The following is a 22,668-nucleotide window of genomic DNA, read 5'->3' on the forward strand; positions in this document are numbered from 1 at the left end:
GGACGGCGACGGCACGGCTGGGGCACGCGCCGGTCTCCTTACCATCCGCACATGGAACAGCACGCTCTGTCGCTCCTTGCGGACGGTCTGAAGATCGACTGGGCCAGGATGCCGACGTACAACACGATCATGTCCGTGGCCGCCGGCGCCGGCCTGCTCCTCGTGGTCGCGCTCGGCCGCAGGTTCCTGGCGCCCGGGCCGATCGCCACCCTCGACGGCTGGGCGCTGGCCTTCGGCGCGCTCGGCTTCACCCTCGTCGTCACCGGGCTGCACATGACCCTGACCTGGCCGCTCGCCGGGCAGGGCTTCCCCTTCGACAACATCATCTTCGGTGAACCCGCCCTCGCCTTCGGCGTCTTCCTGCTCGCCGCCTGCTTCTACCTCTGGAAGCGCGGCGCCGAACTGCTCGGCGAGGAACGGGTGGCCCGCACCGCCCGGATCGCCGGGCCGGTGTCGCTGTACGTCTTCGGCATGGGTCTCGCCTGCTTCGGCATCGCCGCCGCGGGCTGGAAGTACACGCTCTTCGCGGCCCCGCCGGAGGAGCCCATCTCCGGTGAGTTCGCGGACTGGCCGTGGCTGGAGGCGAGCTTCATGTCGGGGCTGTACGTGCTGGTCGGCATCGGCGCGCTGCTGTTCCCGTTCGCGCTGCGCCGTCCGGCCGCGTGGCCCGTCCCGGTGGTCGGTGTCGCCTGGGGCCTCGCCGGGCTCGCCTTCCTCGTCTTCGGCGGCCTCAACTACTTCACCCACATCGGACTGATCGTCAACACCATGTGACGGGCCCTGCGGCGCGGCCCGGTCACGGACGGCCGGGGGGCGGTTCCGGCTCGCGCCGTGGCTCCCGGTCCACGCGGCGGGGGAGCGGACGGCTCACCGCCTCTGTACAGACAACCATTGCCTGAGGGGAGCCGGGCGGCCCAGAGAATGGCAGGTCGAACAACCGAATGGCCTGCCTGCCACAACCCCTGGTTGTTCACTAGGGTGGTCCGCCATGGACCTCGAAGCCGTACGCACCTTCGCCGCCGTCGCCGAGGCGGGCCAGTTCCAGAAGGCCGCCGCCGACCTGTCGATCACCCAGCAGGCCGTCTCCAAGCGCATCGCCGTGCTGGAACGGGACCTCGGGGTGCGGCTGTTCAACCGCACCCCGCGCGGCGCCGAGCCCACCATCGACGGGCAGGCGTTCCTGCCCCACGCACGCGAGCTGCTGCGCGTCGCCGAGCGCGCGGCCGCCTCCGTGCACGCCGGCCGCCGGCCGCTGCGCGTCGACGTGCTCAGTTCGCGCAGCGCCGGGTCCGGCCTGCTGCGCGACTTCCACCGGGCGCACCCCGCGATCGAGCTGGACGTGCTGATGCTGCTGGAGATCGACGCCGCCGTCGACGCCGTCCGCGCCGGAACGATCGACGCCTCCTTCCGGGCCGTCGCCATGCCCGGCCGCCCGCTGCCCGAGGACATCGCGTGCGCCCGGGTGGCCGACGAGCCCCTCCACCTCCTCACCGGCCCCGGCCACGCGCTGGCGGACGCCAAGTCGGTGACCGTCGCCCAGCTGGCCGGCCACCGGATCTGGATGCCCGGCATGCTCCCGGGCTCCGAGTGGGCCGCCTACTACGACGACCTGGTCGCCGGGTTCGGCCTCACCATCGAGGCGACCGGCCCCAACTTCGGTTCCGACGCCCTCCTCGACACCGTCGCCGACACCCCGGCGCTGGCCACCTTCATGGGCGGCCTCACCCGCCTGGTCTGGCCCGCCGGGCACGGCCTGCGCCTGATCCCGGTGACCGACCCCTCGCCCGTCTACCCGCACGCCCTGCTCTGGCACCGGGACAACCCGCACCCGGCCCTCGCCGCCTTCCGCGACCACCTCGCCGCCACCTCACCCGGCCACGACGCCCCCGGCACCTGGCGGCCGGACTGGGTGGTCCCGCACTGACGGACCGGCACGGCACCGTCGGCCCGACGGCGGCCGGTCACCCGCGCGGGTACCGGCTCGTTCCCGGCCGGTACCCCGGCCCCGGTAGGCTGAGACCCCGGCCGCAACCGTCAAGCAGCCGACTCGTATTGAGGCAGCGAAGCGTGATCTCGATCGTCAACGCCAATGGCGTCTCCCTGGGCACCGAGTCGTTCGGTGCCGACGACGCGCCGCTCGTCCTGCTCGCGGGCGGCACGACGATGCTCTCCTGGCCCGACGCGCTCTGCGAGCGCCTCGCCGCCGGCGGGCGTCGGGTGGTGCGCTACGACCTGCGTGACAGCGGGGAGTCGACCACGGTGGACCCGGAGGCGCCCGGCTACACCCTGCGCGGCCTCGCCGCGGACGCGGCGGCCCTCGCCGCCGCGCTCGGCGGGGAACCGGCGCACCTCGCGGGGATCGGCGTCGGCGGGATGGTCGCCCAGGTGGCCGCGCTCGACCATCCGCGCGCCTTCTCGGCGCTCACCCTGGTCGGCACCCGCGCGGTCGCCCCCGGCCCGCCCGACGACGACCTCCCCGACCATGACCGGGCGACGACGGGCCGGCTGTTCGCGCGTCCGATGCCCGATTGGAGCGACCGCGAGGCGGTGGCGGACTTCGCCGCCGCCGGTGCGGAGATCCTCGGCGACGACCCCGTCGCCGCACGCGCGCTCGCCGCACGGATCTGGGACCGTACGCCCGGCACCGCGCCCCCGGTCCAGATGGCCAACCAGCTGCGCATGGTGTTCTCCAGGCTGGACTGCGGACCCCGCTGGCGCGAGCGCCTGCCCGGGATCGCGGTCCCCACGCTCGTCGTCCACGGCCGTCGTGACCGGTTCTTCCCCGTCGGCAACGGCGAGGCGATCGCGCGGGAGATCCCCGGGGCACGGCTGCTCGTCCTTGAGGAGGCCGCCACCGCGCTCCCCGAAGCAGCGCTGGGCGGGATCGCCGACGCGATGCTCGCGCTCGGACCGCGGCGCCGGGCAACTCCCGTGCCGCGCCCGTAGGCTGACGGGCATGGCACGCCGCATCACCGAACCGGTCCTGGACTGCGCCGACCCCGAGCGCCTCGCCGCCTTCCGGGGCGAGGTGCTCGGCTACGTCGAAATCGGCCGGGAGGAGGATGGCAGCATCGGGATCGGGCCGCCCGGCGGAGGCCCGCAGCCCACCCCGGTCCTCAGGCCCAGCACTGACCCGCGGCCCGGGAAGCTGCCCCTGCACCTCGACGTCAATGCCACGGACCGGGACCAGGCCGCTGAGCTGGAGCGGCTGTTCGCCCTCGGCGCCCGCGCCGCCGACGTCGGCCAGACCGGGGAGGAGAGCCGGCACGTCCTCGCGGACCCCGAGGGCAACGTCTTCTGCCTGCTGCGCACCCGGGTCCCGCCCGTCTGAGCCGCGGGCCACGACACCGGGGGGCTACCGGTCGACCCGCTCGAACACGAAGGTGGAGCGGTCGAGGCTGTCGAGGGCGGGCAGCACCTCGATCCGGCCGTGCTCGCCGTCGGCCGGGGCGAGCCACACCACGCCCCGGCGCGAGCGGACCTCGTAGCCGTCCGCGGTGCCGTCGACGGGGGTCAGCTCCCACTCCTCGGCGTACTCCTGGTGGACGAGCAGGGCGACCAGCGGTCCGGCCGGCTCGTTGTCCTCGACGGCGGTGGGGGCGCGCTTGGCGTACAGCTTGTGGCGCCCGCCGGGCAGCGCCTCGACGATCCAGATCGCCTCCTCGTCGTCGGTCCTGGCGAACACCGCCTTGGGCGACAGGTCGAACACCTCGGTCCTGGCGCGGCCGACCGGCTGTCCGGCGTTGCGGATCCTGTAGGGACCGGAGTCCAGGGTCATGGGTGCTGTCCGTCCTACGCAGAAGGGGTGAGCGGTACACGGACGTTGTACGCGCCGCCCGTACGGTCCGGGCGAGGACCCGCGCACGGGCCACCCGAAAGAGTGGTGGCCGCTCGTAGTCACGGCCGCACGCACTGTTGACCGGCGGCGGTGTCGGCGCTTGGCTCTCCCCGGGCCCGCGGAAACGGGGAGCAGGGGGCGGGCCGGACCGATGACCAGGGGAGGACGCTTCACCATGCACCGACCGGCAATCCGAACAACCCGCCGCACCCGCCGGGTCGCCCGTGCCACCTGCGTACTCGCGGTGGCCGCCGCCCTCGCGGCGACCGCCGCACCGGCCCAGGCCGCCCCCGCGTGGCGCCCCACCGTCCAGGTCGACCTCGGCACGGACGGCGCCCGGGCGAACGGCCAGTCAATGAGCGTGGGCCTCAGCGGCAACGGCCGCTACGCGCTGTTCAGCTCCGCTGCGACGAACCTGCTGGCGGGCGCCGAGGCCCCCGCCAACGGCCTGTACGTGCGCGACCTGCGCACCGGCCGGACCGAGCTGGTCAGCCGCGCCGAGGACGGCACCCCGCTGACCAACATGAGTGATTCGGCGGGCATCAGCGGCGACGGCCGGTACATCGTGTTCGCCGCCGAGGAGAACGGTGCGTTCGACATCTACGTCCGCGACCGTGTCCGGGACCGCACCCGGCGCTACACCACCGGCAGCCAGGCCTCCTTCCAGCCGGTGATCAGCGCCGACGGCCGGCACATCGCCTTCACGTCCTCCGACGCGGACGTGGTGCCGGGCGCCCCCGTCACCCCGGACACGCGCAACGTCTACGTCCTGGACCGCGTCACCGGCGCCATCCGCCTGGTCAGCGTCGGAGCCGACGGACAGCCCGCCGACGGCCCGTCCGAGCACCCGACGATCAGCGCGGACGGGCGCACGGTCGGCTACGGCTCCAAGGCGACCAACCTCCTTCCGGCCGCGCCCGGGGACACCGCCGACCTGCTCCGCCCGCGCCGCACCACCCTGTACGCGACCGACCTTCGCCGCGGCACCACCGTCGTGGCCGGCCTCAACCCCGACGGGACGCCGGGGGCGGCGGACCCGGTGCTCACCCTCAGCCCCGACGGTCGCTTCGCCGTCTACGGGCTCGGCGCGCCCCCGCTGCCGCGCGGCAAGTCCCGCACCGAGCTCTTCCTCAGCGACCTGCGCACCGGTCGGGTGACGAGCCTTCGGACCTCCGCCAACCCGAACGCGATCTGCTGGGGGAGCCCCGGGGCGGCCGTCACCGCCGACGACCGCTGGGTCTACTTCTCCGGTGGCTGCTCCGACACCATCATCCGCGCACCTCTGGCCCGGTACGACCTCCACCGCCAGGACCTGAGGACCGGCCGCGTCGAACTCATCAGCACGGCCGCCGACGGCACGCAGCTGGACGGGGCCGCGACCGGCCCGTCCATCAGCGACAACGGCCGCACGGTGGTGTTCACCAGCGCCAGCGACAACATCGTCCCCGGTGACCCCGGCGTCGTCACCTGGCACGTCTACGCCCGCTCGCTCGGCGGCAGGTGACCGGGCCGTCGGACGGCCGGACCGTCGGTCAGACCGTGTACAGGCCGTGCGCGGTGAACACGGCGCGGGCGGCCGCGGTCTGGTCGGCGGTCGGAACCGGGGTGCCGGCGAGCGGGAAGTCGAGGCCGAGGGCGCTCCACTTGGCGGCGCCGAGCTTGTGGAAGGGCAGCACGTCGACGCGGGTGACGTTGCCGAGCGAGGCGGCGAAGGCAGCGACCCCCTCGACGTTCGCGGCGGGGTCGGTGAGGCCGGGGACGAGCACGAACCGGACGTGGACCTCGGTGCCGAGGCCGGCCAGCCGCCGGGCGAAGTCCAGGGTGGGGGAGAGGCCCCGGCCGGTCACCCGGCGGTACAGCGCGCGGTCCCAGGACTTGATGTCGAGCAGCACCAGATCGGTGTCGGCGAGCAGGGCGTCGTCGGCACGGGCGCCGAGGTAACCGGAGGTGTCCAGGGCCGTGTGCAGCCCCAGCTCGTGCTTGAACCGGTGCAGGAGTTCACCGGTGAGGCCGGGCTGGAGCAGCGGCTCCCCGCCGCTGACGGTCGCACCGCCGCCGGAGGCGCGGATGAAGGCGGTGTACGCGGCGGCCTCCCGGACGACCTCGTCGGCGGTGACCGGGCGGCCGTCGGCCAGGTAGCGGGTGTCGGGGTTGTGGCAGTACTGGCAGCGCAGCGGGCAGCCGGCCAGGAAGGCGACGAAGCGCGTCCCGGGGCCGTCGACGCCCGTGGACAGGTCCCAGGAGTGCAGCCTGCCGTCCATGGTGGGTCTCCTTCTCCAGTGGTGCGCCGCCGGCACCCGGTTCACCCGGGGCACCGGCGGCGCGCGGACGGGGCTACAGCGCGTCGTGGAAGGTGCGGTTGACCACGTCGAGCTGCTGCTCGCGGGTGAGCCGGACGAAGTTGACCGCGTAGCCGCTGACCCGGATGGTCAGCTGCGGGTACTTCTCCGGGTGGGCCATCGCGTCCAGCAGGGTGTCCCGGTTGAGGACGTTGACGTTCATGTGGAAGCCGCCGACGGCGGTGTAGCCGTCCAGCACCCCGGCCAGGTTGGCCACCCGCTCCTGCGGAGTGCGGCCGAGCGCGTCCGGGGCGACGGTGTGGGTGAGCGAGATGCCGTCCTCGGCGTCCGCGTAGGGGAGTTTGGCGACCGACAGGGCGCTGGCGACGTAGCCGTGGCGGTCGCGGCCGTTCATCGGGTTGGCGCCGGGGGAGAACGGCTCGCCGGCCCGGCGGCCGTCCGGGGTGTTGCCGGTCTTCTTGCCGTAGACCACGTTGGAGGTGATGGTGAGCACCGACTGGGTGTGCTCGGCGCCCCGGTAGGTGGGGTGCTTGCGCACCTTGCGCATGAACTCCTCGACCAGCCGCACCGCGATCGCGTCAGCGCGGTCGTCGTTGTTGCCGTACGCCGGGTACTCGCCCTCGATCCGGTAGTCGGTGACCAGGCCGGTCGCGTCGCGCACCGGGGTGACCTTCGCGTACCTGATCGCCGACAGCGAGTCCGCCGCCACCGCGAGGCCCGCGATGCCGCACGCCATGGTGCGCCGCACGTCCCGGTCGTGCAGTGCCATCTCCAGGCGCTCGTAGGCGTACCTGTCGTGCATGTAGTGGATGACGTTGAGCGCGTGGACGTACGTCCCGGCCAGCCACTCCAACTGCTCGTCGAAGCGCGCCCACACCTCGTCGTGGTCGAGGACCTCCGAGGTGATCGCTCCGGTGGCGGGGCCGACCTGCTCGCCGGACTTCTCGTCCCGGCCGCCGTTGACGGCGTAGAGCAGCGTCTTGGCGAGGTTGACCCGCGCGCCGAAGAACTGCATCTGCTTGCCGACCGCCATCGCGGAGACGCAGCAGGCGATCGCCGTGTCGTCGCCGAAGCGCGGGCGCATCAGCTCGTCCGACTCGTACTGCACCGAGGAGGTGTCGATCGACACCTGGGCGCAGAACTCCTTGAAGCCCCGGGGAAGTTGCGGCGTCCAGAAGACGGTCAGGTTCGGCTCGGGCGCCGGGCCGAGGTTGTAGAGGGTCTGCAGGTAGCGGAAGGACGTCCGGGTGACCAGGGTGCGGCCGTCCTCGCCCATGCCGCCGATCGACTCGGTGACCCAGGTCGGGTCGCCGGAGAACAGCTCGTCGTACTCGGGGGTGCGCAGGAAGCGGACGATCCGCAGCTTGATGACGAAGTCGTCGATCAGCTCCTGGGCCCCCTCCTCGGTCAGCCGGCCTGCGGCGAGGTCGCGTTGCAGGTAGACGTCCAGGAAGGTGGAGGTGCGGCCGAGCGACATGGCCGCGCCGTTCTGCTCCTTCACCGCCGCCAGGTAGGCGAAGTACAGCCACTGGACCGCCTCCCGGGCGGTCGCGGCCGGACCGGAGACGTCGTGGCCGTAGGCCGAGGCCATCTGCTTGAGCTCGCCCAGCGCCCGGATCTGCTCCGCGAGCTCCTCGCGCCCGCGGACGGTCTCCTCCAGCCGCGCCGGGTCGGTGGGGGCGGCGTCCAGCTCCGCCTTCTCGGCGAGCTTCGCCGCGATGAGCCGGTCCACGCCGTAGAGGGCGACCCGGCGGTAGTCGCCGATGATCCGTCCGCGGCCGTAGGCGTCGGGCAGGCCGGTGATGACACCGGCCTTGCGGGCGGCCCTGATCTCGGGGGTGTAGGCGTCGAACACCCCGGCGTTGTGGGTCTTGCGGTACTCGGTGAAGACCTTCTCCAGTCCCGGGTCGACCGGGTAGCCGTAGGTCTTCAGCGCGCCCGCGACCATCCGCCAGCCGCCGTTCGGCATGATCGCGCGCTTGAGCGGGGCGTCGGTCTGCAGGCCGACGATCAGCTCGCGTTCCCGGTCGATCCAGCCCGGCGCGTGGGCGGTGATGCTGGACGGGACGTCGTACGCGACGTCGTACACGCCCTTGGCGCGCTCCTCGGGGAAGCGCTCGGTGATCCGCCGCCAGACCGCGAGGGTCCGCTCGGTCGGGCCGGCCAGGAAGGCGGCGTCGCCCTCGTAGGGGGTGTAGTTGCGCTGGACGAAGTCGCGCACGTCGACGGTGTCCTGCCATCGGCCGCCCTGGAAGCCGTCCCAGGCTCCGGCCGGGGCCGGGGCGGTCCGCGCCTGCTGCTGCGAGGTGGTCATCTCGGTCTCTCCTTCTCCCGGGGCCCTCAGGCCTGGTCGCCGTAGTAGGCCTGGCGCATCAGCCGCCGCAGGTCGGCGAGCAGCGGCATCCGGGGGTTGGCGGGGGCGCACTGGTCCTCGTAGGCGTTCATCGCCTGCTGCGGCAGCGCCGCCAGGAACTCCTCCTCGTCGACCCCCGCGTCCTTGAAGCAGCGCGGGATGCCGACCCGGTCGCGCAGTTCCTCCACCGCCGCCGCGAGCGACTCGACACCCTGCTCCGGGGTCGCGGCCGGCAGGCCGAGCGTCCGGGCGATCGCCTGGTAGCGCTCCGGCGCCGCGTAGCTGCCGTACTTGGGCCAGCCGGTGACCTTCGCCGGGGCGGAGCCGTTCCAGCGGATCACGTGCGGCAGCAGCAGGGCGTTGGTCCGCCCGTGGGCGATGTGGAAGGTGGCGCCCAGGGTGTGCGCCATGGCGTGCACGGCGCCCAGGAAGGCCGAGCCGAAGGCCATGCCGGCGATCGTCCCGGCGTTGTGCATCCGCTCCCGGGCCTCCGGGTCGTCCGGGCCGGCGGTCACCGCCCGCTCCAGGTTCTCGAAGACCAGCCGGACGCCCTGGAGCGCCAGGCCGTCGGTGAAGTCGTTGGCGTAGACCGAGACATAGGTCTCGATGCAGTGGGTGAGGGCGTCGAACCCGGTGTCGGCGGTGACGTCGGCCGGCAGCCGGGTGGTGAGCGCCGGGTCGACGATGGCCACGGTCGGGGTGAGCGCGTAGTCCGCCAGCGGGTACTTCTGGCCGGTGGCGGTGTCGGTGATCACCGCGAACGGGGTGACCTCGCTGCCGGTGCCCGAGGTGGTCGGGATGCACACCAGCCTGGCCTTCTCGCCCAGGTCCGGGAAGGTGAAGGCGCGCTTGCGGATGTCGAAGAACTTCTCCTTGAGGTCCGCGAACTCCACCTCCGGGTGCTCGTACATCAGCCACATCACCTTGGCCGCGTCCATCGGCGAGCCGCCGCCCAGCGCGATGATGGTGTCCGGCTCGAACTCCCGCATCAGCTCCGCGCCCCGGCGCACCGTGTCGATGCTCGGGTTGGGCTCGACGTAGTCGACGACCCGCACCTCCACCGGCTCCCGGCGCCGGTCCAGCACGCCGCGGATCCGCTCCAGGTGGCCGATCGCCACCATGGTGTGGTCGGTCACCACCACGATCCGGCGCGCGTTCGGCATGCTCGCCAGGTACTTGACGGAGTTGCGCTCGAAGAAGATCTTCGGCGGGACCTTGAACCACTGCATGTTGGTGTTGCGCCGCCCGATCCGCTTGATGTTCACCAGGTTCAGGGCCGAGACGTTGCCCGCCACCGAGTTGTGCCCGTAGCTGCCGCAGCCCAGGGTCAGCGAGGGCGTGAACGCGTTGTAGACGTCGCCGATGCCGCCCTGCGAGCTGGGCGCGTTCCAGATGATCCGGCAGGCCTTGACGGCGTGCCCGAACTCCTCGGTGAACGCCGCGTCCTCGGTGTGCACCGCCGCCGAGTGGCCGAGGCCGTCGAACTCCACCATGGCGGCGGCCAGTTCGACGCCCTCCCGGCGGGAGCCCGCGGTCAGCACGGCGAGCACCGGGCAGAGCTTCTCCCGGGTGAGCGGCTCGGCCGGCCCGACCCGCTCGCAGTCGGCCAGGATCACCGAGGTGTCGGCCGGCACCTCGAAGCCGGCCGCCGCCGCGACCTCGGCGGCGGTGCGGCCCACCACCTCGGCGTTCAGCTTCGCACCCGCGCAGGAGACGCCGTCGCCCACGCCGAACAGGTGCCGCTCCAGCAGCGCCTTCTCCTCGGCGCTCGCGTGGTGCGCCTTCAGGGTGCGGAACTCCGCGAGCGCGGCGTCGCGGATCCCGGCGTCCAGGATCACCGCCTGCTCGGAGGCGCAGATCATGCCGTTGTCGAAGGTCTTCGACAGCACGATGTCGTTCACCGCCCGCCGCAGGTCCGCGCTGCGCTCGACGTACGCCGGGACGTTGCCCGCTCCGACGCCCAGCGCGGGCTTGCCGCAGCTGTACGCGGCCCGCACCATCGCGTTGCCGCCGGTGGCGAGGATCGTCGCCACGCCCGGGTGGCGCATCAGCGCGTCGGTGGCCGCCATCGACGGCTCCTCGATCCACTGGACGCAGTGCGCCGGCGCCCCGGCCGCCACCGCCGCGTCGCGCACGATCCGGGCCGCCTCGGCCGAACAGCGCTGCGCCGCCGGGTGGAAGGCGAAGACGATCGGGTTGCGGGTCTTCAGCGCGAGCAGCGCCTTGAAGATCGTGGTGGAGGTGGGGTTGGTGACCGGGGTGATGCCCGCGACCACGCCGACCGGCTCGGCGATCTCCACGATGCCGTCGATCTCGTCCCGGCGCACCACCCCGACGGTCTTCGTCCGGGCCATCACATGGGTGACGTTCTCGCAGGCGAAGACGTTCTTGACGGCCTTGTCCTCGAACAGGCCGCGCCCGGTCTCCTCCACCGCCAGCACCGCGAGGCCGGTGTGCTGGGCCAGCGCCGCCAGGGACGCCTTCTTGACGATGTGGTCGACCTGCTCCTGGGTGAACGAGCCGTACTCGTCGAGGGCGGTGAGGGCGGCGGCGACCAGGCGGTCGACGGCGTCGGACGGGGCGGGAGCGGCGCTCGTGGGCGAGGCCTCGGCGTCGTGCTTCGGGCGGGTCGACATTGGTGGACTGCCTTTCGGGTCATCGTCCGACATCGGGCGCCGCTGGCGCCTTCGGTTCCAGGTTCCTTGCTCGGGGGTGGGGCGGGCATCGGCCCAACGGGACCTGCCCGGGGACCGAAGGTCCCTTCCCTGAAGGGCGGTTGGTCTCGTCAGGGGGGGCTCAGTCGTGCGGGACGACCGCGACCGGGGCGTGCGCGTGGTGCAGCACCGACTGGACCACCGGCCCGAGGTGCGGGCCGACCGGCGGGTGCTTGGCCGCCCGCCGGCCGAGCACCACCAGGCAGGCGCCGTGCGAGGCCTCCACCAGTGCCCGGCCCGCGCTCCACGGGCACACCTCGGCCTCGGCCCTGACCTGCGGGTACTTCTCCCGCCAGCGGGCCAGTGCGTCCTCCAGGCGCAGCTGCTCGGCGGCGGCCATCGCCTCCCGGATATCCGCCTGCTCGACCGGCGCCCGGGTGGCGTAGGTGTCGTGGGAGGTGGTCCGGCTCTCCACCGCCCGCAGGCCGGCGCCCAGGTCGGCGGCCTGCCGGAAGGCGAACTCCAGGACCTCGTCGAACGGTTGGTCGCTCTCGACGCCCACCACGACGTCGCCCACCCGGGTGTCGCCGGGCATGCGGTCGGCCGGTCCGGCTGCGGCGCGGACCAGGACGACGGGGCACTGCGAGCGGGCGGCGGTGCGCAGCCCGACCGAGCCGACCAGCAGCCCGGTGAAGCCGCCGAGGCCGCGCGAGCCCAGGACCAGCAGGTCGGCGCGCCCGCTCGCGGCGGCCAGGGTGTAGGCCGGGTGGCCGGGCTGGACCTCGCAGGTGACCTCCAGGTCGGGCAGCGCGGCGGCGATCCCGTCGCAGAGGTCGGCCACCCGGCCGGGCAGCGCCGTCCCGCCGCCGAGGTCGCGCTCCAGCGCGTCGGCCTCCGTTCCCGCCACGTGGATCATCCGCAGCGGGAGCCCCCGGCGGCGGGCCTCGCGGGCGGCCCACTCGGCCGCCGCCGCGCTGGGCGCCGAACCGTCGATCCCCACCGTCACGTTGTGCGCCATGCCGACGACCTCCCCGGTCCTCGGAGGTCCGCGACGCCGGTGCGCGCGGTCCCTTCCGGTGACCAGCGTCCCGCCGGCCCGGTGCCCGTCCCCAGGGTCCGAGCAGCCCCATCCGGGCGCCGAAGGTCCCGAGTGGGGGCGTCCTTCCGGCCCGGGGCGGCCGGTGCGGGTGACGGTCCGTCGAGTGTCAACTCACTGTGTGCCAGTGGCCCCTTTCGAGTGAACCTCGGTGCCAAGTCCGTTTCTTTTGACCGTGGTTGATCAGGATGCCGGGTGGCGCCCGCTCGGGCGGCCTCCGTTGCGGAGAGGACGGCTTGCATGACCACTGCCAGTGGGGACCCGATCGCGTCGGTCACCGACGCGACGCTCATCGACATCGCGACGAACGGCATCTGGGGCCCGGGCCTCACCCCCAGCGAATCGGTCACCGACCTGGCCCGGGCGCTGCTGGCGGCCCTCCGCGGCGAGCCGGGCGTCGAACTTCCCGCGGAGCTCGCCGAGTTGGCCGCCGATGTCCGGCAGGCCAGTACGGTCGACGTCACCGGCATCACCGTGCCCGGCGACTCCGGGGAGATCCGGCTCTCCGCGCTCACCATCAAGCTGAACGACGGCAACCCGCACCCGGTCGTGATCGTGCCCGCGGGCTGGAACCCGTACGGGTGGCTGCCCTTCCTCCACGCCTACCTCACCCTCGCCCGGCGCGGCTACCACGTGCTGGCCTACTCCCCGCGCGGTATCGGCATCCCGGGGTGGCTGTCCACCTCCGAGGGCTTCGTCGACGTCGCCGGTGAGAAGGACCGGGCCGACGGCTCCGCCGTGATCGACTACGCGGAGGACTACTTCGAGCCGTCCCGGGTCGGCTTCCTCGGTCTCTCCTACGGCTCGGGGATCAGCCAGCTGGTGGCCGCGCACGACCCGGCGGAGCGCGTGCGCGTCGTCGTCGCGGGGAGCACCTGGGGCAACCTCGCCACCAGCCTCTACGACAACGGCACCCGGCACCTGGAGGCCGTCCGGCTGCTGATCGACTTCACCGGCGGCCCGATGGAGGAGAAGTTCGACGAGGAGACCCAGGAGATCCTCAAGGACTTCCTGGCCGGTCGGAACCTGGACACCGTGATCGACTGGGGCAACCGGCGATCCCCGCAGACGTACGTGGACCGCACCAACGCCCGGGGCATTCCGACCTTCATCTCCAACACCTGGCACGAGACCCTGTTCCCGGTCGGCACGGTGATCGACACGTTCCAGCGGCTGACCGTGCCGAAGCGGCTGAACCTGTGGATCGGCGACCACGGCGCCCCCGAGGGCCCCGGCCTGACCGGCCTGCTGAGCGGCCTGCCGTTCCCCGGCATCGCGGTGCCGATGCGGGAGGCCTACGAGTGGCTGGACCACTACCTGCTGGGCGCCGACAACGGCGTGCCGGACTGGCCGGAGGTGAACGCCCAGTCGATGTTCACCTACCAGACCCTCCCCATCCCGGGCGGCAGCAAGCTGATCACCGTCCCGGCGCGTCGCGAACCGCTGGCGCGCTGGGACGACTTCACCACCGCCGCCGAGGCCTGGTACCTCACGGGCGGCAACGGCTCCGGGGACGGCGCGCTCTCCGACAAGCCGGCCGCCGGCTGGTCGCGGGACTTCGAGGCGGGCACCGTGACGGAGGCCGTCGCGGTGGACGCGATCATGAAGACCGGCCAGAAGGAGTGGTTCGGCAACCCCAAGTCCTACGACCTGGCGGCGTTCGACCGCTCGCGCCTGCTGGTCTGGACGACCGACCCGCTCTCCGGCTCGGGCGGGGTCGCCCGCCGGATCCGGGGCGCCGCCGGCGTCAAGCTCAGCGTGCGCAGCAACGTCACCGCCGCCACCCTGGTGGCCTATCTGTTCGACGTCGCGCCGGACGGCACCGCGCGGATCATCACCCACGAGCCGTACACCGTCACCGACCTGACCCCGAACGTCAACGCCGTCGTCGACTGGCGGCTCCAGGCCGCCTCCTACGACCTCCCGGCCGGCCACCGGATCGCCCTGGTCGTCAACAGCCGCGACCCGCTGTACTCGTACGCGAACATGGACCTCGCCGTCGTCACGACCACCACCGTCGGCTCGCAGACCGGGCAGGAGGCCGTCCTGGAACTGCCGCTCGGCTGAGCGGAGGTGCCCGCTCCGGGCCCATAGCGGTTGCTCATACCTCCATAAGCCATGATCCACTACCGTGGCGCTCCTCGGGCGACCTACGGTGGGGGCTGCTCGCCGGCGACACCGACCCCGCCGGTCAGCGGCCCCCACCGTCCCGCCCGAAAGCAGAACCACCCCGTGATCAGCACCACCGGTCCAGCCGCCACCGCCGGCACAGCACCCGCCCGCGCCCGGGCACAGCGCCGCACCCTCACCGTGCTGGTCGCCGGCCAGATCCTCAGCGGGGCCGGCCTGGCCGCCGGCATCACCGTCGGAGCGCTGCTCGCCCAGGACATGCTCGGCTCCACCGACCTCGCCGGGCTGCCCAGCGCGCTGTTCACCGCCGGATCGGCCCTCGCCGCCGTCGCGGTCGGCCGGATCTCCCAGGCGAGGGGCCGCCGACCGGGACTGGCCGCGGGCTATCTGGCCGGCGCGCTCGGCAGCGCCGGCGTCATCGCCGCCGCGGCCCTCGACAACCCCGTGCTGCTGTTCATCGCCCTGTTCGTCTACGGCGCCGGCACGGCCACCAACCTCCAGGCCCGCTACGCCGGCGCCGACCTCGCCGCACCCGCCCACCGTGCCAGGGCCGTCTCCACCGTCCTGGTCGCCACCACCCTCGGCGGCGTCGTCGGCCCCAACCTCGCCGCCCCCACCGGCACCCTCGCCGAGCACCTCGGCATCCCCGCGCTCGCCGGGCCGTTCCTGCTCGCCGGCGCCGCCTACGCCCTGGCCGCCCTCGTCCTGGCCGCCTGGCTGCGCCCCGACCCGCTGCTGCTCGCCCGCGAGTTGCAGCGCTCGGAGCAGCAGGGCGCGGGGGACGCCGCGGCGACCGCCACCGGGCCGGACCGGGTGCGCCGTCCGACGCTGCTGCTGGGCGCGGTGACGATGATCCTCACCCAGCTCGTCATGGTCGCGATCATGACGATGACGCCCGTCCACATGCACGACCACGGCCACGGGACGGCCGCCTCCGGCCTCGTCATCGCCGTCCACGTCGGCGCCATGTACCTGCCCTCGCCGCTGACCGGATGGCTCGTCGACCGGCACGGCCCCACCGCGGTCGCCGCCGGCTCCGGCCTCACCCTGCTCGCGGCCGGCCTGGTCGCCGCCGCTGCGCCCGCCGACTCCGTCGCCCTCCTCGCGCTCGCGCTCGCCCTGCTCGGCCTCGGCTGGAACCTCGGGCTGGTCTCCGGCACCGCGATGATCACCGACGCCGCGCCCCTCGCCACCCGGGCCAGGACCCAGGGCACGGTCGACGTCGCGATCGCGATCGCCGGTGCGACCGGCGGCCTCGCCTCCGGCGTCGTCGTCTCCGCCGCCGGCTACGCCGTCCTCTCCCTCGCCGGCGGCCTGCTCGCGCTGGCCGTCCTGCCCGCCATCGCCGCCACCGCCAGGCCCCGCTGACCGGCGGCTCCGCGGGTGCCCGGCGGCGGGCGTGCCGTTCGCTCGTCAGCTCGGGGCCCGCGGCCGGGTGTCCGGGCGGCTGCCTATCCTGGTGGCCATGACGACGCCACCTCCGGAACTCCCCCCGCGCCCCGACCCGTCGGGCGGACTCCGCGCCTCCCACGGCGAACGGGAAGCGGTGGTGGAGCGGCTGCGCGACGCGGCGGCCGAGGGGCGCATCGACCTCGATGAGCTGGATGAGCGCGTGGGCCTGGCGCTGACGGCCAGGACGCACGCCGAGCTGGCCGTGCTGACCGCCGACCTGCCGGGGCCGGGCCCGTCCGGGAGCCTGCCGCCGCTGGTGCTCAAGGGCGGCGCGTTCGGTGCGTCCCGGGGCCCCGGGCGCTGGGAGGTTCCCGGGCGGGTGATCGCGCACGGCGGCATGGGGGGAGTGAAGATCGACTTCACCCGGGTCGAGTGCCACCGGGCGGAGGTCGTGGTGGAGGCGTACGGGGAGACCTCCGGCGTGACGATCGTCATCCCCGACGGCTGGGCGGCGGAGACCGGCGGCATGCATCCCGGCCTCGGCGGGCTGAAGGACGCGACCACCCCCGACCGGCTCCCGGGGACCCCGTTGATCCGGCTCACCGGCTCCGGGGGCGTGGGCGGAGTGGTCATCCGCCACCCCGGCCGCCGGGAACGGCGCAAGCTGAGCGGCAACCCGCCGCAGGGCTGACCAAGACCGTCAGGTCCGCCCCGCAGGATCGGGCCGTTGCTGGGTAGGCGCCGATCCGACGGGAGGTGGGCGGCGGTGAGTGGTGACGATGCGGTGCTGGGCGGTGTGCTGGCCCGGCTGCTCGCCCGGTCGCGGGCGCACGGGCCGGCGGAGCTCCCCGGGCTGGTGCGGGAGGCGGCCCGCGGGCTGGGCGCGGACGGCGCGGGGATCCTCCTCGCCGACGTCCAGCAGCGCCACCTCGTGCCGCTGCCCGGGGACGGGGACGGCGAGCGCGCGGGCGAGATCGAGGTCGAAGGGACGCTCGGCGGCCGCGCCTACCGCCTGCAGCGGACCCAGCTCTCCAACGGAGCGGCCCCGGTCGGCTGGTACCCGCTGGTGGACGGGGCCGAGCGGATCGGTGTCCTGCGGATCGAGGGCGGAGGCCGGGACGGGGGTGCGCTCGCCCGCTTCGAGGCCCTCGCCTCCCTCGTCGCCCTGCTGGCGGTGTCGAAGAGCGCGTACAGCGATCTCATCGTCCAGGCCGGGCGCAGGCACCGGATGAGCCTCCAGGCCGAACTGCTCTGGGCGTTCCTGCCGCCCCGCACCATCGGCACCCGCGACGTCACCTCCAGCGCAGTCCTGGAACCGGCCTACGACGTGGGCGGGGACGCCTTCGACCACTCGGTGGCGCGCGGACACCTGCACGTGTCGGTGTTCGACGCGATGGGGCACGACCTCGCCTCCGGCGGCGCCAGCTCGGTCGCGCTGGCCGCCTGCCGCGCCACCCGGCGGGCCGGCGGCGGCCTGGCCGACATCGTCCACGCGATCGACCGCACGCTCGCCCAGTGGATCCCGGACCGGCTGCTGACCGCGGTGGTCGCCGACCTCGACACGGTCACCGGCGAGCTGTCCTGGGTCAACTGCGCCCACCCGCCGCCACTGCTGGTCCGGGGCCGCCGGATCGTCCCGGACGCCCTGCTGCGCCCGGCCGAGCTGCCGCTCGGGCTCGGCTTCCACGAGCACGGGCCGCAGCCCGTGCACCACGCCCGGCTCCAGCCCGGCGACCGGATCCTGGTCCACACCGACGGCGTCACCGAGGCCCGCTCGGCCTCCGGCGAGCTCTTCGGCGAACGCCGCCTCGCCGACACCCTGGTCCAGCACATGGCGGGCGGCGAACCCGCCCCCGAGGCCCTGCGCCAGCTGATCCACGCCCTGGTCACGCACCAGGACCACCGGCTGCGCGACGACGCCACGATCCTGCTGGCGGAGTGGCACCCGCACCGGCCCGGGCGGCCCGCCTAGGACTTCCGGACGGCGGGGTCAAGGCCTTCCGGTCGGCCACGGGGGCGGCATACCGGCCATCCCCGCCCCCCACACTTGTGCGCGTACATGCCAAATGTAGGGCTGTGCGTGTTCATACGGCTGCCACGCTGACTGGACTCCCCTCGTCGCGCCGAGGGTGCCGACCGCCGTTCCGACGCTTCCCCGGGCCATCGCCGCCCGGGCGGCCGGACGGTGCGAGCGGGCACCGGTGCCACCGGAAACCGTCCGAGTAGAGATGGGGAAGACGCATGCGCAAGATCACGATGACCCTGACGGCCCTGTCGCTCACCGTGGGGGCGGGCCTCGCCGCGGCTCCCAGCGCCTCGGCGGCGACGCCCTGCCCGAGCGGAGCGGTCTGCATCCGCGAGGCGAACGGCGACATCCTGGGCAAGAACATCTTCTACAGCTACGGCGCCCACAACCTCGACAACGTCACCGGGTACCGCGTGGTCGTCAACAACCAGACCGGCGGAGCGGGCTTCCGGGAGTGCCTGGAGTACGACGGAGGGAATTGTTCGCCCGTGTACCGCGCCACCGGTGACTACCCGGCGATCGACTACGGGCCGATCAACTCCCTCGTTCTCGTGCCGTAGGCGTCGCGGCGCTTCCCGCACCCCGGCGGGGCGCAGGGCCGAACGGCCCAGGCGCCTCGCCGACCGCGCCGGGAGCGGGGATCCTGCGAGCATGAACCGCACCCCCGACCTGGACACCGTCCGGCGGGCGGACGCCGCCGAAGTGGCCCGCCGGATCGCCGAGCACCGTGACCAGCTCGGCCTGGACGACCGGGCCCTGGCCCACCAGGCGGCCATGTCGCCGGCCTACTTCCGGCACCTGCTGGAGGCGGGCCCGGCCTTCGACCCGGCCGGGTTCGTCCGGATCGCGGCCGCGCTGCGGATGACCTGGGCGGAACTCCTGGAGGGCCGGACGGACGCTCCGCCGGGGCAGACGCAGCCCCCGCCGGGGTCCCCCCGGCCCCTGCTGGTGCCGCTCTCCGAGCCGGAGTGCTGGCTCCTGATGGGCACCCACGGGGTCGGCCGGGTGGGCCTGCCCGGCACGCCGGCGCCCACCGTCTACCCGGTGAACTACGCGGTCGACGGCCGGACGATCGTCTACCGCACCTCGCCCCGCGGCGCCGCCGCGGCGGCGGACGGCTCGCCCGTCTCCTTCCAGGCCGACCACATCGACGACCGGCTGAGCGAGGGCTGGAGTGTGCTGATGCTGGGCACGGCGCACCACGTCGACGACGCCGAGCAGGAGCGGCGGCTGGCCCGGCTGCCCGGCGCGACGCCGTGGCCGGGCGGCGACCGTCCGCTGTGGGTGCGGATCACCCCGGACGAGGTGACCGGCCGCCGCCTCGGCACGGGCTGAGCCCGCCGGGGCGCGGCTCAGACGCCGATCGCCTGGAGGATCGGGCGGCCCAGGGTGCCGAGCCAGCCGGCCAGCGCCGAGAGCGGTCCGATCAGGGCGGTGCCGGCCGTCACCAGGGCGCCGGCCGAGCTGAGCATCCGGGTGACCCGGGTGAGACGGCCCGCCACCGCCTCGCGGTCCGGCTCGGGGCGGGCGACCTCCGTCTCCACCGCGTCGAGTTCGGAGCGGACCTCGGGGGCCACCGCCGGTGGCAGCGGGGCCTGCTCGACGGCCGTGCGGAGGTCGCCGACCAGCTCCCGGACATCCCGTCCGTCCGCCGTGAGACGGCCGGTCTGGCCGCCGTGGACGGTCTGGTTCCCGGCGACGTTGTTGACGACGCCGCCCTGCTGACTGCCGATGTTGAAGACCATGACGGTCCCTTCGCCAGGGACCCGGACCGCCTCAGCCGGACGGCGACGGGCCCGGGTTGAGCCGGCTCTCCTCGTCCCTCTCGTACCGGCGCTGGCGGACCACGCTGCGGATCAGCAGCGCGCCGCCGAGGAGCAGCAGCGCCGCGCCGGTCACCCCGAGCACGATGCTGGCGTTGTGCGCGATGCCCTGGATCCGTTCGCTCAGCACCTCCGGGTAGGAGCCCTCCCAGCCGAGGAAGGCGCTGCCGAGCAGGGCGAGCACGAGACCGGTGACCAGCAGGTGCCGGGCCATGGTCCTGGCGGCGGCGATCTTGCGGAAGAACGTCTCGCGGCGGGCCAGCTGGATGTGGTCGTTCTGGAAGAAGTTGTTGACCTGGTCCCGGCCGACGTTGTTGAGGTTCTCCTTGGCCACCTGGTTGCCGAGGTCGAAGTGCGGCGACTCGTTGTACTGGCTCCCGGCGACGTTGCTGAGGTTCCCCGCCGCCCCCTGCCGGCCGACGTCGAACCGGCGGTCGTCCCCGTGCCGCGCTGCGTCCGCAGGCGGTGCCTCCGCAGGCGGTGCGCCCGCAGGCGGTGCGCCCGGCGGCGGTGCGTGCGGCCGGGGCGGCGCGGCCGGGGGCGGCGGCGCGCGGTGCGCGGAAGGCCCGGCGCCCGGCTCCGGCGGGGCGGGTCCGGGCCAGACCGGCTCGGGAGGCATCTCCGGCGGACGGGCCTGCTCCTGCCGGGCCTGCTCCTGCGGGGCCGTCTCGACGAACGCGGCCACCGGCTCGGGCTGCGACACGCCCTCAGCGCCGTGCCGGGGGGTCGGCGGCCGTTCGCCGGTGGTGACCGTCGGCGGCTCCGTCCCCTCGTCGGAGGCGTCCGGGTCGGCGATCTCGGTCACCGCCTCCGCCGGCTCCTCGTAGTGAGCCTCCAGCGGGCCGAAGCCCAGGACGTCCCCGTCGCGGAGGATCCGCTGGCCGTGCACCCGGTGGCCGTTCAGCCGGGTGCCGTTGGTGGAGCTCAGGTCCTCGACGGTGGTGTGGCCGCCGGCCCACCAGACCACGGCGTGGCGGCGGCTGAGCAGCGGGTGGACCAGTTGGAGCCGGCAGGTGGAGTCCCGGCCGACCAGGAGCGGTTCGTCGTCGAGTCTGAACACTTGGCCGCGGACCCGGTCCGGGCCGTCGACGACCAGCCGGGGTAAGGCCTGATCCTGTGAGGGCGGGCTCATGGCGCGACCTCCTACCGGGGTGCGACCGGGTGGAACCGGTGGGCCGCCGGGGGCGGTGAAACGCTTCGCCGCCCGCCGGGTCGAATGCGTTCACTTCCAGTAAAGGCCACTTCGGGCCCGGAGCACAGCCCCGGCCGGCCATTTCCGACGGCCGGGCGGCCGGGAGGCGGGCTCCCGTCGGCAGCTGACGGCCCGGAGGCAGCCGAACGGCGGCCGGGGCTGCGGACGCAGCGATACGATGGACGCACCGTGCGTGACGAACGGGAGGCTCTCATGAGTGTGACGAACCGGTACCGGGACGCCTGGGAGGGCTTCTGGCGCGACGCGCCCGAGGGGGAGGGCGCGGTGATCTGGGACGCGGATCCGGCCCTCACCGCCGAACGCCACCTCGCGCTGTTCGCGCCGCACCTCGCCGATCCGGAGCTGCCGGTCGTCGACCTCGGCTGCGGCAACGGCACCCAGACCCGCTTCCTGGCCGGCCGCTTCGCCCGGGTCCTCGGCGCCGACCTCTCCGCCGCCGCCGTCGAGATCGCCCGGCGCTCCGACCCGGGGGAGCGGGCCGCGTACCTGCGGCTGGACGCCACCGACCCGGTGGCGGTGCGGGCGCTGCACGACCGCCTCGGCGACGCCAATGTGTACCTGCGCGGCGTGATCCACCAGAGCGAGCCGGCCGACCGCCGTCCGGTCGCCGAGGCCGTCGCCGCCCTGCTCGGCGAGCGTGGCCGCGCCTTCCTGGTCGAACTCTCCGAGGCGGCCAAGGGTGTCCTCGGCGCGCTCGCCGGCGGCCCGGGCGGCCCGCCCCCGAAGCTGCGCCCGGTGTTCGCCCACGGCCTGGCGCCCGCAGAGGTCGCTGACGCGGCCTTCGGGGAGGTGCTGCGCGAGGCCGGTCTCGCTGTCCTCGACTCCGGTGAACTCCCGCTGGCCACCACCGAGTTCACCCCTGAAGGCGAGCGGATCGAGCTGCCGGCGCACTGGGCGGCCGTCGCCCCGGACGGGGCCCGGCGGCCCTGAGAGCCGCCTCCTGGCCGGCGCCCCGGGAACGGCGCCCGGTGAACCGCGCGGCGGTCGCAGTGCGTCGTTCCTGATGTGACCGTACTGTTTACCGCTGTTCTGCCTACCGTTCGGCCGTACCGGGCCCCGGTGCCGCCCGACCGCGCCGTGATACCCGGCGCCCCCGCCCGGAGTGCCGGGTGAAGGCCCCGGGCCCCGGCGTACTCGGCGACCGGACGGGGTACGCGGCCGTCGCGCTGGCGGTGGTGGCCGCCGTGGCGGCGGGGCTGCTGTGGTGGAAGCCGTGGGCCGGTGACGAGGGCCCGAAGCCGTTGGCGTTCACCACGGCCGCCGGCGGCTCCGCGCGGTTCGGGACCGGCGAGAAGCTGTACCACTACAAGGTGCGGGCGGAGGACGGGCTGAAGATCAGCCCGGACCAGTTCGCCGCCGAGGTGGACCAGGTCCTCGGCGACGTGCGGCGCGGGTGGGCGGCAGGCGGCGCGGTATCGTTCCAGCGGGTGGCCGCCGACCCGGTGGACTTCACCGTCTACCTCGCCACCCCCGCGTCCACCGACCGGATCTGCGGCCAGTACGGGCTGGACACCGGCGGCTGGGTGAACTGCGCGGCCAACCGCCAGGTCGTCATCAACCTCAAGCGCTGGACCGAGCTGTCGGAGTTCTACACCGGAAAGCCCGAGGAGTACCACGCCCTCGCGGTCAACCACGAGGTGGGGCACATCCTCGGGCAGGGCCACGTCGACTGCCCCGGCCCCGGGGCGCCCGCGCCGGTGATGATGCAGCAGATCAAGGGACTGCACGGCTGCGTGCCGAACGGCCGGCCGTACGGCGAGGACGGCACCCTGCTCGCCGGGCCGCCGGTCGTGGCGGGCGCCACGCCGATGCCGTGACCCCCGCCTGGCGGTCCGCCGGGCCG

Annotated in this window: 20 protein-coding genes; 13 read left to right on the top strand and 7 right to left on the bottom strand. The window is 74.1% G+C overall.

Annotation, left to right across the window (positions count from 1 at the left end; translation table 11 throughout):
* Window positions 1-51 precede the first annotated feature (51 nt).
* The 4 genes from ACFU74_RS01855 (at window position 52) to ACFU74_RS01870 (ending at window position 3,331) form a co-directional block, all read left to right on the top strand.
* Window positions 52-774, top strand: coding sequence for a DUF981 family protein (locus ACFU74_RS01855; protein WP_380750175.1), 723 nt, complete (start codon window positions 52-54; stop codon window positions 772-774).
* A gap of 214 nt (window positions 775-988) precedes the next feature.
* On the top strand, window positions 989-1,924 hold the full coding sequence (locus ACFU74_RS01860) for a LysR family transcriptional regulator (protein WP_380750178.1): 936 nt from the start codon (window positions 989-991) through the stop codon (window positions 1,922-1,924).
* Window positions 1,925-2,070: 146 nt separating this feature from the next.
* Window positions 2,071-2,946: an alpha/beta fold hydrolase gene (locus ACFU74_RS01865; RefSeq protein ID WP_380750250.1), complete on the top strand. Its 876-nt coding sequence runs from the start codon at window positions 2,071-2,073 to the stop codon at window positions 2,944-2,946.
* A gap of 10 nt (window positions 2,947-2,956) precedes the next feature.
* On the top strand, window positions 2,957-3,331 hold the full coding sequence (locus ACFU74_RS01870) for a VOC family protein (protein WP_380750181.1): 375 nt from the start codon (window positions 2,957-2,959) through the stop codon (window positions 3,329-3,331).
* Window positions 3,332-3,355: 24 nt separating this feature from the next.
* Here the strand turns inward: ACFU74_RS01870 and ACFU74_RS01875 are convergent, their stop codons facing one another.
* Complete coding sequence (locus tag ACFU74_RS01875) at window positions 3,356-3,778, bottom strand: I66 family serine proteinase inhibitor (RefSeq protein ID WP_380750184.1); 423 nt, start codon at window positions 3,776-3,778, stop codon at window positions 3,356-3,358.
* A gap of 235 nt (window positions 3,779-4,013) precedes the next feature.
* Between ACFU74_RS01875 and ACFU74_RS01880 the strand changes: the two genes are divergently transcribed.
* Complete coding sequence (locus ACFU74_RS01880) at window positions 4,014-5,342, top strand: hypothetical protein (RefSeq protein WP_380750187.1); 1,329 nt, start codon at window positions 4,014-4,016, stop codon at window positions 5,340-5,342.
* Between the two features lie 28 nt (window positions 5,343-5,370).
* Here the strand turns inward: ACFU74_RS01880 and pflA are convergent, their stop codons facing one another.
* From pflA to ACFU74_RS01900, 4 genes are all read right to left on the bottom strand, one after another.
* The gene (gene pflA, locus ACFU74_RS01885) at window positions 5,371-6,099 is read right to left on the bottom strand and encodes a pyruvate formate-lyase-activating protein (protein WP_380750190.1); all 729 of its coding nucleotides are present in this window, start codon (window positions 6,097-6,099) and stop codon (window positions 5,371-5,373) included.
* 73 nt (window positions 6,100-6,172) lie between these two features.
* The gene (gene pflB, locus ACFU74_RS01890; protein WP_380750193.1) at window positions 6,173-8,452 is read right to left on the bottom strand and encodes a formate C-acetyltransferase; all 2,280 of its coding nucleotides are present in this window, start codon (window positions 8,450-8,452) and stop codon (window positions 6,173-6,175) included.
* Window positions 8,453-8,478: 26 nt separating this feature from the next.
* Window positions 8,479-11,127 carry a bifunctional acetaldehyde-CoA/alcohol dehydrogenase gene (adhE, locus tag ACFU74_RS01895; protein ID WP_380750196.1) on the bottom strand — a complete coding sequence of 883 codons (2,649 nt, stop codon included), beginning with the start codon at window positions 11,125-11,127 and terminating at the stop codon, window positions 8,479-8,481.
* A 160-nt stretch (window positions 11,128-11,287) separates the two neighbouring features.
* Window positions 11,288-12,163, bottom strand: a complete 876-nt coding sequence (locus ACFU74_RS01900; protein ID WP_380750199.1) for a universal stress protein — start codon at window positions 12,161-12,163, stop codon at window positions 11,288-11,290.
* Between the two features lie 318 nt (window positions 12,164-12,481).
* On the opposite strand from ACFU74_RS01900, the gene ACFU74_RS01905 reads away from it, so the two are divergent.
* The 6 genes from ACFU74_RS01905 to ACFU74_RS01930 all read left to right on the top strand — a co-directional run bounded on the left by ACFU74_RS01905 (window position 12,482) and on the right by ACFU74_RS01930 (window position 19,124).
* The gene (locus tag ACFU74_RS01905) at window positions 12,482-14,308 is read left to right on the top strand and encodes a CocE/NonD family hydrolase (protein ID WP_380750202.1); all 1,827 of its coding nucleotides are present in this window, start codon (window positions 12,482-12,484) and stop codon (window positions 14,306-14,308) included.
* A gap of 168 nt (window positions 14,309-14,476) precedes the next feature.
* Window positions 14,477-15,739, top strand: coding sequence for an MFS transporter (locus ACFU74_RS01910; RefSeq protein ID WP_380750253.1), 1,263 nt, complete (start codon window positions 14,477-14,479; stop codon window positions 15,737-15,739).
* A gap of 97 nt (window positions 15,740-15,836) precedes the next feature.
* A complete protein-coding gene (locus ACFU74_RS01915; RefSeq protein ID WP_380750205.1) occupies window positions 15,837-16,454 on the top strand; it encodes a DUF1707 domain-containing protein in 618 nt (205 codons plus the stop codon).
* 75 nt (window positions 16,455-16,529) lie between these two features.
* A complete protein-coding gene (locus tag ACFU74_RS01920; RefSeq protein ID WP_380750208.1) occupies window positions 16,530-17,735 on the top strand; it encodes a PP2C family protein-serine/threonine phosphatase in 1,206 nt (401 codons plus the stop codon).
* A gap of 269 nt (window positions 17,736-18,004) precedes the next feature.
* A complete protein-coding gene (locus ACFU74_RS01925) occupies window positions 18,005-18,349 on the top strand; it encodes a hypothetical protein (protein ID WP_380750211.1) in 345 nt (114 codons plus the stop codon).
* A gap of 91 nt (window positions 18,350-18,440) precedes the next feature.
* Window positions 18,441-19,124, top strand: coding sequence for a pyridoxamine 5'-phosphate oxidase family protein (locus ACFU74_RS01930; protein ID WP_380750214.1), 684 nt, complete (start codon window positions 18,441-18,443; stop codon window positions 19,122-19,124).
* Between the two features lie 17 nt (window positions 19,125-19,141).
* Here the strand turns inward: ACFU74_RS01930 and ACFU74_RS01935 are convergent, their stop codons facing one another.
* Both ACFU74_RS01935 and ACFU74_RS01940 read right to left on the bottom strand, forming a co-directional pair.
* Window positions 19,142-19,534 carry a hypothetical protein gene (locus ACFU74_RS01935; RefSeq protein WP_380750217.1) on the bottom strand — a complete coding sequence of 131 codons (393 nt, stop codon included), beginning with the start codon at window positions 19,532-19,534 and terminating at the stop codon, window positions 19,142-19,144.
* A 31-nt stretch (window positions 19,535-19,565) separates the two neighbouring features.
* Window positions 19,566-20,744: an FHA domain-containing protein gene (locus ACFU74_RS01940; protein ID WP_380750220.1), complete on the bottom strand. Its 1,179-nt coding sequence runs from the start codon at window positions 20,742-20,744 to the stop codon at window positions 19,566-19,568.
* A 273-nt stretch (window positions 20,745-21,017) separates the two neighbouring features.
* Here ACFU74_RS01940 and ACFU74_RS01945 point away from each other — a divergent pair, with 273 nt between their 5' ends.
* Together ACFU74_RS01945 and ACFU74_RS01950 are read left to right on the top strand one after the other, a co-directional pair.
* A complete protein-coding gene (locus ACFU74_RS01945; RefSeq protein WP_380750223.1) occupies window positions 21,018-21,755 on the top strand; it encodes a class I SAM-dependent methyltransferase in 738 nt (245 codons plus the stop codon).
* A gap of 179 nt (window positions 21,756-21,934) precedes the next feature.
* Window positions 21,935-22,642 carry a DUF3152 domain-containing protein gene (locus ACFU74_RS01950; protein ID WP_380750226.1) on the top strand — a complete coding sequence of 236 codons (708 nt, stop codon included), beginning with the start codon at window positions 21,935-21,937 and terminating at the stop codon, window positions 22,640-22,642.
* Window positions 22,643-22,668 lie beyond the last annotated feature (26 nt).

The sequence above is a fragment of the Kitasatospora sp. NPDC057500 genome, assembly GCF_042802195.1.
GTDB lineage: Bacteria > Actinomycetota > Actinomycetes > Streptomycetales > Streptomycetaceae > Kitasatospora.

Bases quoted from the DNA above. Each gene is read 5' to 3' on its own strand.
- ACFU74_RS01855 (WP_380750175.1), top strand. From the start codon at position 52: ATGGAACAGCACGCTCTGTCGCTCCTTGCGGACGGTCTGAAGATCGAC.
- ACFU74_RS01860 (WP_380750178.1), top strand. From the start codon at position 989: ATGGACCTCGAAGCCGTACGCACCTTCGCCGCCGTCGCCGAGGCGGGC.
- ACFU74_RS01870 (WP_380750181.1), top strand. From the start codon at position 2,957: ATGGCACGCCGCATCACCGAACCGGTCCTGGACTGCGCCGACCCCGAG.
- ACFU74_RS01875 (WP_380750184.1), bottom strand. From the start codon at position 3,778: ATGACCCTGGACTCCGGTCCCTACAGGATCCGCAACGCCGGACAGCCG.
- ACFU74_RS01880 (WP_380750187.1), top strand. From the start codon at position 4,014: ATGCACCGACCGGCAATCCGAACAACCCGCCGCACCCGCCGGGTCGCC.
- pflA (WP_380750190.1), bottom strand. From the start codon at position 6,099: ATGGACGGCAGGCTGCACTCCTGGGACCTGTCCACGGGCGTCGACGGC.
- pflB (WP_380750193.1), bottom strand. From the start codon at position 8,452: ATGACCACCTCGCAGCAGCAGGCGCGGACCGCCCCGGCCCCGGCCGGA.
- adhE (WP_380750196.1), bottom strand. From the start codon at position 11,127: ATGTCGACCCGCCCGAAGCACGACGCCGAGGCCTCGCCCACGAGCGCC.
- ACFU74_RS01900 (WP_380750199.1), bottom strand. From the start codon at position 12,163: ATGGCGCACAACGTGACGGTGGGGATCGACGGTTCGGCGCCCAGCGCG.
- ACFU74_RS01905 (WP_380750202.1), top strand. From the start codon at position 12,482: ATGACCACTGCCAGTGGGGACCCGATCGCGTCGGTCACCGACGCGACG.
- ACFU74_RS01915 (WP_380750205.1), top strand. From the start codon at position 15,837: ATGACGACGCCACCTCCGGAACTCCCCCCGCGCCCCGACCCGTCGGGC.
- ACFU74_RS01925 (WP_380750211.1), top strand. From the start codon at position 18,005: ATGCGCAAGATCACGATGACCCTGACGGCCCTGTCGCTCACCGTGGGG.
- ACFU74_RS01930 (WP_380750214.1), top strand. From the start codon at position 18,441: ATGAACCGCACCCCCGACCTGGACACCGTCCGGCGGGCGGACGCCGCC.
- ACFU74_RS01935 (WP_380750217.1), bottom strand. From the start codon at position 19,534: ATGGTCTTCAACATCGGCAGTCAGCAGGGCGGCGTCGTCAACAACGTC.
- ACFU74_RS01940 (WP_380750220.1), bottom strand. From the start codon at position 20,744: ATGAGCCCGCCCTCACAGGATCAGGCCTTACCCCGGCTGGTCGTCGAC.
- ACFU74_RS01945 (WP_380750223.1), top strand. From the start codon at position 21,018: ATGAGTGTGACGAACCGGTACCGGGACGCCTGGGAGGGCTTCTGGCGC.